The 15,618-nt window shown below is 70.5% G+C and carries 14 protein-coding genes; 10 read left to right on the top strand and 4 right to left on the bottom strand.

The features are described 5' to 3' along the window. Window positions 1-92: 92 nt before the first annotated feature. Window positions 93-698: a DUF5998 family protein gene (locus CYJ26_RS01495; protein ID WP_048680125.1), complete on the top strand. Its 606-nt coding sequence runs from the start codon at window positions 93-95 to the stop codon at window positions 696-698. After that, window positions 695-2,008, top strand: a complete 1,314-nt coding sequence (locus tag CYJ26_RS01490; RefSeq protein ID WP_006549615.1) for an alkaline phosphatase family protein — start codon at window positions 695-697, stop codon at window positions 2,006-2,008. The genes CYJ26_RS01495 and CYJ26_RS01490 overlap by 4 nt, the downstream gene beginning before the upstream one ends. A 33-nt stretch (window positions 2,009-2,041) precedes the next feature. Here CYJ26_RS01490 and sepH read toward each other — a convergent pair whose 3' ends face one another. Then, window positions 2,042-3,178 (bottom strand): septation protein SepH, encoded by a 1,137-nt coding sequence (sepH, locus tag CYJ26_RS01485; protein ID WP_024036445.1) that lies wholly within the window; start codon window positions 3,176-3,178, stop codon window positions 2,042-2,044. Between the two features lie 344 nt (window positions 3,179-3,522). On the opposite strand from sepH, the gene CYJ26_RS01480 reads away from it, so the two are divergent. From CYJ26_RS01480 to CYJ26_RS01465, 4 genes are all read left to right on the top strand, one after another. Beyond that, window positions 3,523-3,828, top strand: coding sequence for a DUF4193 domain-containing protein (locus tag CYJ26_RS01480; RefSeq protein WP_006549617.1), 306 nt, complete (start codon window positions 3,523-3,525; stop codon window positions 3,826-3,828). 76 nt (window positions 3,829-3,904) lie between these two features. After that, window positions 3,905-4,630, top strand: a complete 726-nt coding sequence (locus CYJ26_RS01475; RefSeq protein ID WP_006549618.1) for a DUF3710 domain-containing protein — start codon at window positions 3,905-3,907, stop codon at window positions 4,628-4,630. Further along, entirely contained in the window at window positions 4,627-5,001 is a 375-nt protein-coding gene (locus CYJ26_RS01470; protein ID WP_024036446.1) for an OB-fold nucleic acid binding domain-containing protein, read from the top strand. Before CYJ26_RS01475 ends, CYJ26_RS01470 begins: the two co-directional genes overlap by 4 nt. Further along, entirely contained in the window at window positions 4,998-5,711 is a 714-nt protein-coding gene (locus tag CYJ26_RS01465; RefSeq protein WP_024036447.1) for a DUF3159 domain-containing protein, read from the top strand. The genes CYJ26_RS01470 and CYJ26_RS01465 overlap by 4 nt, the downstream gene beginning before the upstream one ends. Here the strand turns inward: CYJ26_RS01465 and CYJ26_RS01460 are convergent. Further along, window positions 5,650-6,366 carry a potassium channel family protein gene (locus CYJ26_RS01460; RefSeq protein ID WP_024036448.1) on the bottom strand — a complete coding sequence of 239 codons (717 nt, stop codon included), beginning with the start codon at window positions 6,364-6,366 and terminating at the stop codon, window positions 5,650-5,652. The genes CYJ26_RS01465 and CYJ26_RS01460 overlap by 62 nt on opposite strands. Before the next feature lie 3 nt (window positions 6,367-6,369). Continuing rightward, entirely contained in the window at window positions 6,370-7,035 is a 666-nt protein-coding gene (locus CYJ26_RS01455) for a potassium channel family protein (RefSeq protein ID WP_006549622.1), read from the bottom strand. Window positions 7,036-7,094: 59 nt separating this feature from the next. Between CYJ26_RS01455 and CYJ26_RS01450 the strand changes: the two genes are divergently transcribed. From CYJ26_RS01450 to acnA, 3 genes are all read left to right on the top strand, one after another. Further along, complete coding sequence (locus tag CYJ26_RS01450) at window positions 7,095-9,182, top strand: APC family permease (protein WP_006549623.1); 2,088 nt, start codon at window positions 7,095-7,097, stop codon at window positions 9,180-9,182. Between the two features lies 1 nt (window position 9,183). After that, on the top strand, window positions 9,184-10,569 hold the full coding sequence (locus CYJ26_RS01445) for a class I SAM-dependent RNA methyltransferase (RefSeq protein WP_244901987.1): 1,386 nt from the start codon (window positions 9,184-9,186) through the stop codon (window positions 10,567-10,569). A gap of 132 nt (window positions 10,570-10,701) precedes the next feature. After that, entirely contained in the window at window positions 10,702-13,392 is a 2,691-nt protein-coding gene (gene acnA / locus CYJ26_RS01440) for an aconitate hydratase AcnA (protein WP_006549626.1), read from the top strand. 3 nt (window positions 13,393-13,395) lie between these two features. Here acnA and CYJ26_RS01435 read toward each other — a convergent pair whose 3' ends face one another. Then, window positions 13,396-13,983, bottom strand: coding sequence for a YbaK/EbsC family protein (locus CYJ26_RS01435; RefSeq protein ID WP_006549627.1), 588 nt, complete (start codon window positions 13,981-13,983; stop codon window positions 13,396-13,398). Between the two features lie 187 nt (window positions 13,984-14,170). Here CYJ26_RS01435 and CYJ26_RS01430 point away from each other — a divergent pair, with 187 nt between their 5' ends. Further along, entirely contained in the window at window positions 14,171-15,613 is a 1,443-nt protein-coding gene (locus CYJ26_RS01430) for a dihydrolipoyl dehydrogenase family protein (protein WP_006549628.1), read from the top strand. Window positions 15,614-15,618: the final 5 nt, after the last annotated feature.

The following is a 15,618-nucleotide window of genomic DNA, read 5'->3' as shown; positions in this document are numbered from 1 at the left end:
GACGACGGCGCAGCCTGTGGACAGCGGGGCACGGCACCACCCCTGTGGGTGGCGCCGATGGCAGGGGGAGCGAAGATGGCATGATCGTTTCCATGACGACGCAGCAGACGCACAGCGGGCGTGAGACCAGTGGTGACTCCACGCACGCGCTGGCTCAGGAGGTAGCCCGGGCAGGCTTCTACCCGGAGGTCGTGCTCGGGGTGCTCACCACGGCGCTGGCGGGGGAGGAGGCTGGTGCCTTCCTCGTCCAGCCAGAGACAACCTTCGCTGAGGCGGTGCACCGTCACCTCACCGTGCTGGCGCTGACTCGCACGCGCTTTATCATCGTTCACGTCGACGACGCAGTCGGGGAGGACGGCGAGCCGGTGGCCATCGCCACCAGTGAGGCCGTCCCGGTCTCACGCATCAGCTCGGTGGCGCTCACGCACGGGGTCTCGCGTCCGGCGGCGCACGGTGGCAACCTCACGGAGGTCACGATCGCGATCTCCTGGGGCGCAGTACGCCGTATGGAGCTGGAGCCGGTGGCCTGCCCGGACCCGGCCTGCGAGGCGGACCACGGGTTGTCGGGAGTCTCGATGCCTGACGACATCGTGGTGCGCGTGGCCGCAGGAGTCGAGGGGGACGACGCCGTCCACCGCGCCCAGGTCTTCGCTCAGGCCCTGTCAGCCGCGACGGCCCGCGTGGCCCAGGCCGCATGAACGCCGTCGACGCTCCCTCGGCGTGGCCGCTTGGCGTCCAGGAGCAGGCGCTTCCTGAGCTCAGGCAGGTCCTGGGTGCCGGGGCGGTCAGTGCCGGTCTGGCGCTGGCACCCACCGGGCGCGAGGGCGTGCTGACCGACGGCGAGGCCCGCCAGGCCGCGCAGGCCTGGGGAATCGCCGAGGAGTCGGATCGCGGCCCAGGATCGGGAGGAGGCGTCGTCATCGTCCTTGTTGACGGGCTCGGGCTGGAGCTGCTGTGTGAGCGCAAGGGACACGCCCCGACGCTTCGCTCCTGGCTGGCTGAGGCGCAGGCCAGCGCGTGCGGACCGGCTGCGGTGACCTGCCGTCCCTCGACGACGGCGGCCGCGCTGACCACGCTCGGAACGGGTGCGACGCCCGGGGTGACGGGGATGGTGGGCTACAGCGTCCTCAGTCCCCTCATTGACCGAGCACGCCGGACGGGCGCGCCCAGCCACGAGGACAACCTTTGCCTCATCACCTGGGAGGGCCGCGCACCTGAGCCGCGGGCCTGGCAGGACGTGCCGACGCTCTTCCAGCGTCTGGAGCTGGCCGAGGGTGTGACGCGCTCAACCAAGGGGCAGAGCGCGCCGCTGGCCGTGACCATCGGCCCGGCACGCTTTGCCGGCTCGGGGCTGACGGAGGCGGGCTTGCGCGGTACTCCTCACCTGGGAGCCGACCTCATGGAGAGCCGGCCGGCCCTGGCAGCAGGAGCCCTGCGCCGCGGCGTGCGGCTGGTCTACCTCTACGTCGGCGAGCTCGACCACGCCGGGCACGGCCACGGTTGGCGCTCAGCGCAGTGGCTGGCACAGCTGGAGCGTCTGGACGCGGCGATGGCTGAGCTGGCCCGGCGCGTGCCGCGGGGCACCCGCATCATCCTCACGGCTGACCACGGCATGGTGGACACGAGTCAGGACCTGCGCATCGACGTCACGCAGGAGCCTGAGCTCGCCAAGGACGTCATCGGCCTGGCCGGTGAGCCTCGCTTCAGCCAGCTCTACGTTCCCGGCGCTGACGCCGAGATCGCCCAGGAGGTGGCCGAGCGCTGGCGCCGGGTGCTGGGGGAGCGGGCCCTGTGGGTGGGGACCTGGGACGAGGCGGAGCAAGCCCTGGGGCCGGTGGGTCCACGGGCCCGCTCCGTGCTGGGCGACGTCCTGGTGGCGATGGACGGGGCCTGGGTGGTGGTGGACCCACGTGTCCACAGCGAGCAGGCAATCGCCATGCCTGGGGTGCACGGGTCCTTCACCCAGGCGGAGATGAGCGTTCCCCTGCTTCTGACCCGGGCGGGCTGAGCCAGCGCAGGCACGGGCTACTCAGACCGGGGCTTACTCCGGTTTGGCGCCGAAGACGATCTCGTCCCAGGAGGGAACGGAGCGGCGCGAGCGACGTCGGGCCTTGGGCGAGGCGGCAGGCATATCCGGTAGCGCCTGCTGCGTGCCGGCCGAGTCAGCCGCGGCCTCCTCACTGCCGGGCTCGGCGGGCTGGCCGGGCTCGCTAGGCGGCTGCGCGGCCTGCGTGCCGACGGCGTCGGCCTCCTCCTGCGCGGGCACGGCGGCCGTGAGGGTATCGAGCCGAGGGGCCTGGCCGAGCCGGGAGCCAGCCGGATGGTTGCCGGTGTGGGCCCGGCGACGTTCGGACATGGAGACCACCTGTGCCTGGCCACGAGGGGAGGTGGGCGGAGCGGGCAGCTCTGCCTCGTCGTCGAGGTCGGGGATCGTCACCTCCAGGCGGCGTCCGCGGTTGGAGGCCAGGTCAGCCAGCAGCGCGTCGGTGGAGGTGTCCTCCACGGCGCCAGCGCCCGGGCCCGGGGCAGCCTCAGAGGCAACAGCCTGGCTGGCGCGCGCCGAGGCGGAGCGGGCGCCGGAGTCCTGGTCGAAGACCTGGGCCTGAGCCAGGCCGGCGGCCTCAGTCAGCCACCGGGCCTCGTCGTCGAGCGCCGTGACCGAGCGTGCGGTCAGGTCCAGCTCCCAGCGTGCCTGCTTCTCCTCAGCGCCCTGGACGAAGGTGAGGACCACCTGCCACGGCTCGCGTCCCTGGCGCAGAGCGTCCCAACCGAGGCTCGCCGGCTCGACCCCGCGGGTGGCCAGCCGGTCGATGACGAGCTCTCCCAGGACGGGGGAGTCCTTCTCCCACCCGATGCGGCACGAGCGCGCCTGCTCCACGGCCCAGGCCCGCTCGGCCAGGACCGGTCCCTCGAAGCGACGGATGTGGTCAATGTCCAGCCCGGTGGCCTGGGCGACCTCCTGGGCCGAGGCTCCGGCACGCATCAGTGCCTGCAGGTCGCGTGGGCGCACGGCGGAGCCGGGAGCAGGCGGCTGCGGAGCAGGGGCCAGGGCAGCCGGACGGGCACGGCGCACGGCCGCGCGCAGGGCGTCATCGACCACGATGGAGTAGCGCTCGCCGTGCTGGTCGGTCATGACGACCTGGTCGCCATTGGCTCCCAGCAGCTCAAGCTCGATCATGGTCAGGTGCCTCCTTATACCGCGTGGCCCACCGCGTGGCCTGCGGGCGTCGTCTGCTACGCGCACAGGTTGCCACCTGCGGCCCCTGTGGAGCGGGAGGCGGGGCGGGCGTGCCGTGCGCCAGCAGCGCACACGTTCGCCCAACGGGGCGTGTGTGACGAGCAGCGCGTTGCGGGAGCGTGACCGGCCTGTTCACGAGTGGCCCGCCTGGTGCTATGGTGCGCGTGCCCTGCCCGCAGGACGGTAGGCAGTGGATCGGCGCGCCCGCGGATCTGTTGCACGGTCCCGGTCTCGCGGCACAGGGTCGCATCGATTGCCGTCGACGAGATAGAGAGTGACGAGCCATGGCGACCGACTACGACGCCCCGCGTAAGAACGACGACGAGCCCGAAGCCGATTCCATCGAGGAGCTCACCGCTCGGCAGAAGGACCACTCCTCGGAGGCCATTGAGGAGGACGAGAACGAGGTTGCCGAGGGCTTCGAGCTTCCCGGTGCGGACCTGTCGCGCGAGGAGCTGAGCGTGCACGTCGTCCCGCAGCTGGAGGACGAGTTCACCTGCTCGGAGTGTTTCCTGGTGCACCACCGCAGCCAGCTGGCCTACGTGGATGACGCCACAGGCCTGCCTGTGTGCACTGACTGCGCGGGCTGACCGGGCCGAGCAGGGCACCAAGCACACAGCGATCCCAGGGGCCTGACACGCCCCGACCCTGACCTAAGGAGCACGGATGGGTCTGTTCAGCAAGCGAAGTAAGCAGGCTGCGCCGGCGTCGAGCCAGTCGGGCGCCAGCGAGCCCGAGCAGGAGTCGCACGAGGCTGAGCAGGACCAGGAGCAGCAGACGGCGCGCGGTCCCTGGGACCTTGCCAACGCCCCAGAGTCTGCCGGCGGTCGCATCGACCTGGGCGCCCTGCGGGTGCCAGCCGTTGACGGTATGCAACTGCGGCTGGACGCTCCGGGCGAGGGACAGGCGCCGGGGGCCGTGGTGATCGTGCTGGCCGGCTCGGCGCTTGAGCTACGTGCTTTCGCTGCCCCACGCAGCGAGGGCGTGTGGGATGAGCTGCGTGCGGACATCACTGAGGAGCTGGGCCGTACCCAGGCCACTTACCGTATCGAGGACGGCCCGCACGGCCCTGAGGTCCTGGCGCAGGTGCCGACCCAGGGGCCGGAGGGGACCACAGTGACGGCGCCGGTGCGTTTTATCGGCGTGGACGGTCCAAGGTGGTTCCTGCGCGGCGTGCTTCAGGGCCCGGCTGCCACCGATGAGCAGGCGGCGCTCCGGCTGCGCGAGGTGCTTGACGACGTCGTCGTGGTGCGTGACGGCGAGGCCCGTCCTCCCCGCGAGATCCTGCCGCTGCACATGCCTGAGGCCGCGTCCGCCGCGAAGGGGGCGCAGGACCAGGGCCCGCAGCTGGAGCCTCTGGAGCCGGGCCCCACCATCGCTGAGGTCCGATGAGCCTGCTGCGGCGCCTGGGCTCGCGACTGGGCGTGCTGCGCGCCAGCCGCGAGGACCTGGAGGCCAGTGACGAGCAGCGCCGCGCCGTCGAGCAAGGCACGGTGCTCATCAGCCAGGCTGTGCCGCGTCAGCGCGCGTGCGTGTCCGGGGTCCTGCGCGCCGTGACCTACCGCCCGGCGCAGGACAAGCCGGTCTTTATCGGCCAGCTCTTTGACGGCACCGGCTCCATCGACCTGGTCTGGATCGGGCGCCGCTCGATCGTCGGTGTCCGTCCGGGCGTGCACCTGCGGGCCGAGGGGATGGTGGTGGCGGGTCGGACCCGCCCCACAATGTACAACCCGGCGTACGAGCTGTTGGGAGCAGGGCAGTGAGCGGACTACGAGAGGTGAGCAACGAGCACTTTGACGCTGCCTCGGCGGTCGGCGGCTGGCGCGGGATCGTGGAGTCAGTGGCTCCGACCCTGGTCTTCGTCCTGGTCATGGCCCTGCGTCCGAGCGCCCTCGTGGCGGCACTGACTGCCTCCCTGGCGCTCAGCGCCGTCGGCCTGGTGGCCAGGCTCATCCAGCGTGAGCCGCTCACCCAGGTCCTGGGCGGCGCCGTGCTGGCACTCATCAGCGCCGCGTGGGCTTGGCGCAGCGGCGAGGCCCAGAACTTCTACGCCACCGGACTGGTCATCAACGCCGTCTGGCTCGTGGCCTGCACCCTGTCACTGGCGGCGGGCTGGCCGCTGGTCGGGGTACTCATGGGACTGTGGACGAGCGCGGCGCAGCAGAGTCAGGACGCCGGTGACGACGGCGAGGCAGGCAGCTTACCGAGCACCTGGGCCGCCTGGCGTACGCAGGAGTCTCAGGCCGGTGCGCGCCGGCGCTACACGCTGGCCACCGTGGTGCTGGCCGCCATGTTCGCCCTGCGGCTGGGCGTCGAGGTGCCGCTCTACCTGGCTGGCCAGGACGCGCTGGGGGCGCTGGGGGTCGCCCGGTTGGTGGCGGGGGTGCCCCTGTTCGCCCTGACCCTGTGGTTCATCTGGCTGCTGGTGCGGCCTGCTCGTCAGGTTCAGTCTCCTCAACCGGCTGAGGGTTAAAGATCGCCGGGATTTCGGCCAGCGCCGTCTCGCCCTCCTTGGCGGTGAGGAAGAGCAGCTCGTCCCCGCGCTCGAAGCGTTCATCGGCGTCGGGCGTGATGGGCCGGTACTCGCGCAGGATCGCCGCCAGGACCGTGTGAGGCGGCAGCTCGACCTCGCTGACCAGCGTGCCGATCATGGGGGAGTCAGCCGGCAGGGTCAGCTCGTGCATGAAGGCCCCGGACTGGTGGAAGGTGAAGACCGAGACCAGGGAGCCGACGCTCACCGCCTCCTCGACCAGTGCGGTCATGATGCGTGGGGTGGACACGGACACGTCCACGCCCCAGGTCTCGTCGAAGAGCCACTCGTTCTTCGGGTTGTTGACCCGGGCCACGGTGCGCGGCACGCCGTACTCGGTCTTGGCCAGCAGGGAGATGACGAGGTTGGCCTTGTCGTCACCCGTGGCCGCCACGACGACGTCGACGTCACCGGCGCCAGCCTCGGCCAGGGCGTCGACGTCACAGGCATCCGCCAGCTGCCACTCGGCGTCAGGGACCGAGGCGATCCGCATAGCGTCGGGTGAGCGGTCCATGAGGGTCACGTGGTGGCCGTGGCTCATGAGCTCGCGGGCGATGGAACGGCCGACGCTGCCGGCGCCGGCGATGAGGATCTTCATCTCTTAAGCCTCCTGAGGCCACGGGCGGGACAGGGCGCGCTGGATCGAGGACAGGCGCTCGGTCGGGGCCGCAACGTGGATACGGTCATGCTCCTGGAGCAGGGTCTGGGAGGTGGGGACCACGGCCGCTGAGCCCCGGGAGATCCAGGCCACGCGTAGGCCCAGGCGCTCCTCCAGGACGCCGACGGCGGTGCCCACCCAGTCCTCGCACACGTCGGGCTGAGCGAGGGTAACGGTGCCTGAGGGGTCCTCGACCTCCCGGGCCGTGCCCCCGGGCAGCAGACGGCGCATCATCTGGTCCGCGGTCTGCCGCACGGTTGCGACGGTGGGGATGCCCAGCCGCTCGTAGACGTCGGCGCGTCGGGCGTCATAGATCCGGGCGACCACGTGCTCGACGCCGAAGGTCTCGCGGGCCACGCGGGCGGCCACGATATTGGAGTTGTCCCCGTTGGACACGGCGGCGAAGGCATAGGCCTCGTCGATGCCGGCCTGCTCCAGGGCGTCACGGTCGAAGCCCAGGCCCTTGACCTTACGTCCCTGGAACTCGGCGGGAAGACGGCGGAAAGCCTCGGATGACTGGTCGATGACGGCCACGGAGTGGCCCTTGCGGTCCAGCTGGGTCGCCATGGTGGCTCCCACGCGGCCGCACCCCATGATGACGAAGTGCACGGAGGGAACGGTACTCCGACCCTTGGCCCGGCACGAGCTCAGTCGTAGGCTGATGCCTCGTGCGTGACTTCGCTGACCGCCTCAAGCGGCTCCTCGTCGGTCGCCCGGTTCCCAACCAGGCGCTGGGCGAGACTCTCCTTCCTAAGCGGATCGCTCTTCCGGTCTTTGCCTCCGACGCCCTGTCCTCGGTCGGCTACGCCCCGGACGAGGTCCTTGTCACCCTGGCTGTGGCCGGCGTGGCGGCTACCGCCCTGTCGCCGTGGATCGCTCTGGCGGTGGTCGGGGTGCTCGTGGTCGTCGTCGCCTCCTACCGGCAGACCGTGCACGCCTACCCCTCAGGCGGCGGGGACTATGAGGTGGTCTCGACCAACCTGGGCCCGCGGGCCGGGCTGGCGGTGGCCTCGGCGCTGCTGAGCGACTACGTCCTGACCGTGGCTGTCTCGGTGTCCTCGGGCACCGGCTACCTCGTGGCCGCCGTGCCCTGGCTGGCTCCCTACAAGGTCGAGATCGCCGTCGGCGTGGTCACCGTCCTGGCCCTGCTCAACCTGCGTGGCTCACGTGAGTCCGGAGGCGCCTTCGCGATCCCCACCTACCTCTACATGGCGGCGATCGGGGTCATGGCCGTGACGGGCCTGGTCCAGGAGCTCACAGGGTCCCTGGGCCAGGCACCCAGCGCCGGCTACGAGGTCGTCGCGCAGGCGGGATGGGAGCAGGGGCTGTCCGGGCTGGCCGGGGCCTTCCTCATCCTGCGGGCCTTCTCCTCGGGCTGCGCGGCGCTGACGGGGGTGGAGGCGATCTCCAACGGAGTGCCCAGCTTCCAGCGCCCCAAGTCCCGCAACGCGGCCACCACCCTGCTCCTGCTCGGGGGCATCGCGGCGCTGATGCTCATGAGTATCATCCACCTGGCCGGGGCCACCGGGGTAAACATGGCGGAGAACCCGGCTACGGACCTGCTGCGCGAGGGCCAGCCGCTGGGGGAGGGCTACCACCAGGACCCGGTGATCGGCCAGATCGCGGCCACGGTCTTCTCCGGCTTCAGGCCGATGTTCTACCTCGTCACGGCAGTGACTGGTCTCATCCTGGTCCTGGCCGCCAACACCGCCTTCAACGGCTTCCCGGTCCTGGCCAGTGTGCTGGGACGTGACGAGTTCCTGCCGCGCCAGCTCTCCCAGCGCGGTGACCGCCTGGCCTACTCCAACGGCATCATTGTGCTGTGGCTGGGGGCGGTGGCCTTCATCGTGGGCTTCGGGGCAAGCACCAACCGGCTCATCCAGCTCTACATCGTCGGCGTCTTCATCTCCTTCACCCTCTCGCAGATCGGCATGGTGCGGCACTGGACCCGGGAGCTGGCCACAGCCACCGAGCCCCGGGTGCGTGCCCGCATGCGTCGCTCACGCGTGATCAACGCCGTCGGAGTGGCTGGCACCGGACTGGTCCTGCTCATCGTCCTGGCCACCAAGCTCACTCGCGGTGCCTGGATCACCTTGATGATCATGGCCATCCTCTACCTGCTCATGACCGCGATCCGTGGGCACTACGCCCGCGTCGCCTCTGAGCTGGCCGTGACTGACCTGCACGACTCGCGTGTGCTGCCCGCCCACGTCCACGCCGTCGTCCTGGCTTCCCGCCTGCATAAGGCCACCCTGCGCGCGGTCACCTACGCCCAGTCCACCCACCCCACCTCGATCGAGGCGGTGACCGTGGACACCGGTGACGGCGGGGCCGACCGGCTGCTCACGGACTGGGAGAAGGCTGAGCTCACGGTGCCGCTGACCGTCCTGGACTCGCCCTTCCGTGACATCGTCCGCCCGCTGACCGGCTACATCCGTGACGTACGGCGTGAGTCACCGCGCGACCTCGTTGTGGTCTTCCTGCCCGAGTACCTCGTACGCCACTGGTGGGAGCAGGTTCTGCACAACCAGACGGCCCTGCGTATCAAGACAGCGCTGCTGTTCACCCCGGGAGTCGTCGTGGCCTCGGTACCCTGGCAGCTCGGACTGCCTGGGGAGTCCTCGATCCACCACGGCCACCGCGCCACGGTGCCCACGGGGATCCCGGACGCCGACGTCGCCGCGCGGCGCGCCGCGGCCACACGCCTGGCCCCAGCCAGTGACCCGACTCCCAGCCCCCGACGACAGGAGAACTGAGATGGCCACTGCTCGCGAGGAGATGGTGCTGGACGTCGGGGCACCGGCCCACGGCGGCCACTGCGTAGCCCGTCCGGTCGGGCAGCCTGACGGGCACGTCGTCTTCGTGCGTCACGCCCTGCCCGGCGAGACAGTGCGTGCCGTCATGACGCAGAAGACCTCAAAGACCTGGCGCGCGGAGACGGTGGAGGTCCTGGCCGCCTCACCCGATCGCGTGCGCCCGGCCTGGGCGGAGGCCGGGGCCGAGGGAGTCGGTGGCAGGGAGCTGTCCCACGTCGCCCTGCCTGCCCAGCGCACCTGGAAACGGTGGGTGCTGGCCGACTGCCTGCGTCGCATCGGCGGGCCGGAGGTGGCCGAGGCCGTCGCCGCGCTCACCGGGCAGGGGAGCGGGCCAGCGAGCGTGGCCGTGGAGGCCATGCCCAGCGAGCGCGAGGCCGAGGCCAGTGCGGATCAACGCGTGCGCGAGCGGGCCGGTACGGCCACCCGCACCCGCGTGTCCCTAGAGACGACGGCGGACGGGCGGATCGGTATGCACGGCTTCCGCTCCGCCGAGGTCAAGGCCGTCAGCTCCCTGCCGCTGGCCGTGCGCGAGATCCAGGAGCTGGGGCTGATCGAGCGTCGGCGGTGGCGAGACCTGGTGCGTGGTTCCGGCCGCCTGAGCGCGGTGGCTCCCAGTGGCGCAGAGCCGGTGGTGGTGATTGACGGGCAGGTCTACTCCAGCCGTGGCAAGCCTACTGGTCGCAAGCGTGTGGACGAGGTCGTTGACGCCACCGGCTTGCGGCTGGGCGAGCTGCGCTACTGCGTGCACGCTGATGGCTTCTGGCAGGTTCATCGCGACGCTCCAGGTGTCCTGGTGGACCGGGTGGTGCGCGGCGCGCTGACCGGGACGCTGGAGGGCTCGTCCTCCCGCCCTGGCGCCGTGCGGGCCGAAGGGCTCAAGGTCCTGGAGCTGTACTCGGGGGCCGGGCTGTTCACCCTGCCGCTGGCGAGCCTGGGTGGCGAGGTACGTTCCCTGGAGGGCAGCGAGCAGGCGGTGCGTGACGCCAGGAGGAATCTGCACGCCTTCCCGGGTGCTCACCTGTTCGCCGGACGGGTGACGCCGGCCTCGGTGGCTGAGCTGGGCCGGGGCTTCGGCGAGGCGGGAGACCAGGCGGCCGACGTCGTCGTCCTCGACCCGCCACGCAAGGGCGCGGGACGGGCGGTGGTCGAGGCCGTGGCGGACCTGGGTCCTAGGCGTGTGGTGCTCGTGGCCTGTGACCCGGCCGCGGCAGCCCGGGACCTGGGGGCCCTGCTGGCGCGGGGCTACAGCCTGGCCAGCATGTGCGCGCTGGACATGTTCCCCCACACCCACCACTTCGAGACCCTTATCGTCCTTGATCGGGACTGAAGTCCTGGATGCTTGCTTCGCTCATATTCCCACCATGTGACGCGTCGTCGTCTAACGTGAGTCGTGGCCCGAGAGCCGACGGCGCCGCCAGACGCCGCCGTCGGCCTCCTCACCAGCGTGACAGGAGCGACGATGACGAGTCTCGACACCTTCCACTCCCGCTCGACCCTCCAGGTGGACGGGACGAGCTACGAGATCTACCGGCTGGACGCCGTCGAGGGCCTGGAGCGGCTTCCCTACGCCCTCAAGGTCCTGGCCGAGAACGTGCTGCGCACTGAGGACGGCGCCAACGTGACCGCTGACCACGTGCGTGCGCTGGCGCAGTGGGACCCGGCCGCCGAGCCGAGCACCGAGATCCAGTTCACGCCTGCGCGGGTGGTGATGCAGGACTTCACCGGCGTGCCCTGCATCGTGGACCTGGCCACCATGCGTGAGGCCGTGGCCGAGCTGGGTGGGGACCCGAGCGTGATCAACCCGCTGGCCCCGGCCGAGATGGTCATCGACCACTCGGTCCAGATCGACTCCTTCGGCCTGGCGAGCTCGCTGGAGCGCAACAAGGAGCGCGAGTACGAGCGCAACTCCGAGCGCTACCAGTTCCTGCGCTGGGGCCAGGGGGCGCTGTCCAACTTCCGCGTGGTGCCGCCGGGCACGGGGATCGTCCACCAGGTCAACATCGAGTACCTGGCGCGCACGGTCTTCACACGTACCGTGAGCGACCCGCAGGGCCGCCAGGTCCTCCAGGCCTACCCGGACACCTGCGTGGGTACGGACTCCCACACCACCATGGTCAACGGCCTGGGCGTGCTGGGCTGGGGCGTGGGCGGAATCGAGGCCGAGGCCGCCATGCTGGGCCAGCCGGTGTCCATGCTCATCCCGCGCGTGGTCGGCTTCCGTCTGACCGGTGAGATCCCGGCCGGAGCCACGGCTACCGACGTCGTGCTCACCATCACCCAGATGCTGCGCCAGCACGGCGTCGTAGGCAAGTTCGTCGAGTTCTACGGCGAGGGCGTGGCGGCGGTGCCGCTGGCCAACCGCGCCACGATCGGCAACATGAGCCCGGAGTTCGGCTCGACCGCCGCTATCTTCCCCATTGACGAGGTCACCCTGGACTATCTGCGGCTCACGGGCCGTGACGAGTCCCAGGTCCGGCTGGTGGAGGAGTACACCAAGGCCCAGGGCCTGTGGCACGACCCTGCGCGCGAGCCGGTCTACTCCGAGTACCTCGAGCTCGACCTGTCGACCGTGGTGCCCTCGATCGCCGGCCCCAAGCGTCCCCAGGACCGCATCGAGCTGTCCCGGGCCAAGGAGGCCTTCGAGCAGGCACTGCCGACCTACGCCGACGCCCCCCACAAGCCCACGCCGGTGACTCTGGCCGACGGCACTAGCACCGAGCTCGACCACGGGCACGTCGCGATCGCCTCGATCACCTCGTGCACCAACACCTCCAACCCCTCGGTCATGGTGGCGGCCGGCCTGCTGGCGCGCAACGCGGTGGCCAAGGGCCTGCGGAGCAAGCCGTGGGTCAAGACCTCGACGGCGCCGGGCTCCCAGGTGGTCACGGACTACTACGCCAAGGCCGGGCTGTGGCCGGCGCTCAACGAGCTGGGTTTCAACGTGGTGGGCTACGGCTGTGCCACCTGCATCGGCAACTCCGGGCCTCTGCCCGCTGAGGTCTCCCAGGCGGTGCAGGACGCCGATCTCGCCGTGGTCTCGGTGCTCTCGGGCAACCGCAACTTCGAGGGGCGGATCAACCCTGACGTCAAGATGAACTACCTGGCCTCCCCGCCGCTGGTCATCGCTTACGCGCTGGCCGGGACGATGGACTTTGACTTTGCCACCCAGCCGCTTGGCCAGGACGGCGAGGGCCAGGACGTCTTCCTCGCCGACATCTGGCCGGACCCCGCCGAGGTCCAGGCCACCATCGACGCCACGATTGACCGCGAGATGTTCACCTCCGACTACGCCGACGTCTTCGCCGGCGACGAGCGCTGGCGCAGCCTGGACACGCCGGAGGGACAGACCTTCGCCTGGGACGAGGACTCCACCTACGTGCGCAAGGCGCCCTTCTTCGAGGGACTCACGATGGAGCTGACCCCGGTGGAGGACATTGAGGGAGCCCGGGCGCTGGCCAAGCTGGGCGACTCGGTGACCACGGACCACATCTCACCTGCCGGTGCGATCAAGGCCGACTCGCCTGCCGGGCGCTACCTGGCCGCTCACGGGGTCGAGCGCAAGGACTTCAACTCCTACGGCTCGCGCCGCGGCAACCACGAGGTCATGATCCGCGGCACCTTTGCCAACATCCGCCTGCGCAACCAGTTGCTCGACGGCGTTGAGGGCGGCTACACCCGCAACTTCCTCACTGGCGAGCAGGAGTCGATCTTCGACGCCTCCCAGGCCTACCAGGCGGCCGGGATCCCGTTGGTGGTGCTCGGCGGTAAGGAGTATGGCTCAGGCTCCTCGCGTGACTGGGCAGCCAAGGGGACCTCGCTGCTGGGGGTCAAGGCGGTGATCGCTGAGTCTTTCGAGCGTATCCACCGCTCCAACCTCATCGGCATGGGCGTGGTCCCGCTGCAGTACCCGGCTGGCGAGAGCGCCGAGAGCCTCGGGCTGGACGGCAGGGAGACCTTCAGCGTCACGGGGCTCACGGCGCTCAACGACGGCGTGACCCCCAGGACCGTGACGGTCAGGGCAGACAAGGGCGAGGGGGACAGCGTGGAGTTCGACGCCGTCGTGCGTATCGATACCCCCGGTGAGGCGGACTACTTCCGCAACGGCGGCATCTTGCAGTACGTGCTGCGCGGCCTGGCGAGCGGGCGGTAAGCCTCAGCGAGGGGCGATCCCCAGGCCCTGGATGACCTCCGCCGTCTCCAGGGCCGCCAGGAGCGCGCCGGGAACCAGGAGCTTGGAGGCCCTGACGCCTGAGCCGATGAGCACCGTCTGGCGTGCAGCCACCTGAGCGTCCACGAGCAGGCGCCAGGAGGTAGGCAAGCCCACTGGCGTGATGCCGCCGTACTCCATGCCGGAGAGCTCCACCGCCTGCTCCATGGGCAGGAAGGAGGCCTTATGGACGTCCAGCAGCTTCTTGACCACGTGGTTGACATCGGCGAAGTCGCTGGCCCGCACGACGCAGGCGGCCACGCGGCGCTCGCCGGCGCGCTTGCCGGCCACGAGGACGCAGTTGCCGGTAGCGTCAGGATCGAGGCGGAAGTGCTCGTTGAGGGCGTCGGTGTCGCTGAGGGAGGGGTCGATGGCGCACACGCGCGCCTGGTCAGCCAGGTCGGGGTGGGTGTGCTCCAGGGCCTGGAGGGCCTCGGCCACGGGGGAGGCGAGCAGCTCGGGGTGGTCCAGCGCGCGCAGCCAGCCGATCTCCTCTCCTAGGACGAGAGCAGGGTCACGTCGCTCGTTACTCATGAGGATCTCCTTGTCGCGGGCCGTCCCGGTCAGGTAGGCAGGGCGGGCTGGCGGCAGTCTAGGAGCGTCGGTCCGCCCTCCAGGACGGGGGCCAGGGAATGAAACGCATGGCACCATGGTTGGCGCGCACACACGTCAGTCGACCCATCGCGAGCCCTCGCGCTCGCGTGCCAAGGAGGAGTAGGTCATGAGCACGCGCAGTCCTGAGCAGGAGCAGGTACGCACCGAGGAGGTCGACCTGCTCGTGGTGGGAGGCGGGAAGGCCGGTAAGTCCCTGGCCATGGCCCGGGCCAAGGGCGGCGAGAGCGTTGTCATGGTGGAACGGGACAAGATCGGTGGCACGTGCATCAACGTTGCCTGCATCCCCACCAAGACCCTCATCTCCTCGGCGCGGGTGCTTCGCGAGGTCCAGGGCTCGGCGGCCTACGGGGTCAGCCTGCCGGAGAGCGCCGGCGGCGCCGAGGCCCTGGCCCAGGCGCGGGTGAGCCTAGCGGCTCTGCGTGAGCGTAAGGAGGGCATGGTCGGCGGCATGGTCGCTGCCCACCGGGACACGCTCTTCCCCTCCTCCGGTATGGACTTCGTGCTCGGTACGGCCCGTTTCGTGGCGCCGCGCACGGTGGAGATCGAGGTCTCTGACGGCGCCACGCGCCGGGTACGGGGCCGCAGGGTGCTGATCAACACCGGGACCACCCCAGCCGTCCCACTGATCGAGGGCCTGGCTGAGACTCCGTTCTGGACCAGTGAGGATCTGCTGACGTTGCCGGAGCTACCCAGCCACCTGCTGATCGTGGGCGGCGGCGTCATCGGCGTCGAGATGGCCTCCCTCATGGGGCTGCTGGGCGTTCCGGTCACCCTCGTCCACGCTGGCGAGCACATCCTGGACCGTGAGGACGAGGATGTTGCCGCCATGGTGGCCTCGGGGCTGGAGGCGCTGGGGGTGGAGATCCTCACCGGCGCCCGCGTCAAGCGCGTCCAGGGTGGACGGGAGGGCGCACGCGCCGTCGTCGTGCACACGCAGGACGGGCGTGAGGCCACCGGCTCCCACCTGCTCGTGGCGCTGGGACGCCGGCCTGTCACCGACGGCCTGGGGCTGGAGGCTGCCGGGGTCGAGCTGACCGAGCGGGGCTTTGTCAAGGTGGACGACCACCTGCGTACGAGCGCCGAGGGCGTCTATGCCGCCGGCGACGTGGCGGGCACCGCACAGTTCACTCACGCCTCCTGGTCCGACTTCCGCGTCCTTCGTGACCTCTTTGCCGGGAAGGAGGCCTCCACGGCGGGTCGGCTCATCCCTTGGGCGGTCTTCACCACGCCCGAGCTGGGGCACGTGGGGCTCACCGAGGCCGAGGCTCGCCAGGCTGGTCATGAGATCCGGGTGGCCAAGACCCCCACCGCGGCGGTGCCGCGTGCCAAGACCCTGGGGCGTACCGAGGGTTTCTACAAGGTGATCGTGGACGCCACGACTGATGAGATCCTCGGTGCGGCGGTGATCGGCGCCGAGGCCAGCGAGGTCATCACCAGCGTCCAGATGGCGATGCTCGCAGGCCTGCGCTGGCAGCAGCTGCGCGACGCCGTCATCACCCACCCCACGATGAGCGAGGGGCTCAATATCGTCCTGGACTCCCTGGGCTGAGGCCG

Source organism: Actinomyces urogenitalis, assembly GCF_002861525.1.
Classification (GTDB): Bacteria; Actinomycetota; Actinomycetes; order Actinomycetales; family Actinomycetaceae; genus Actinomyces; species Actinomyces urogenitalis.
This window is presented reverse-complemented; position numbering and strand designations above follow the sequence as displayed.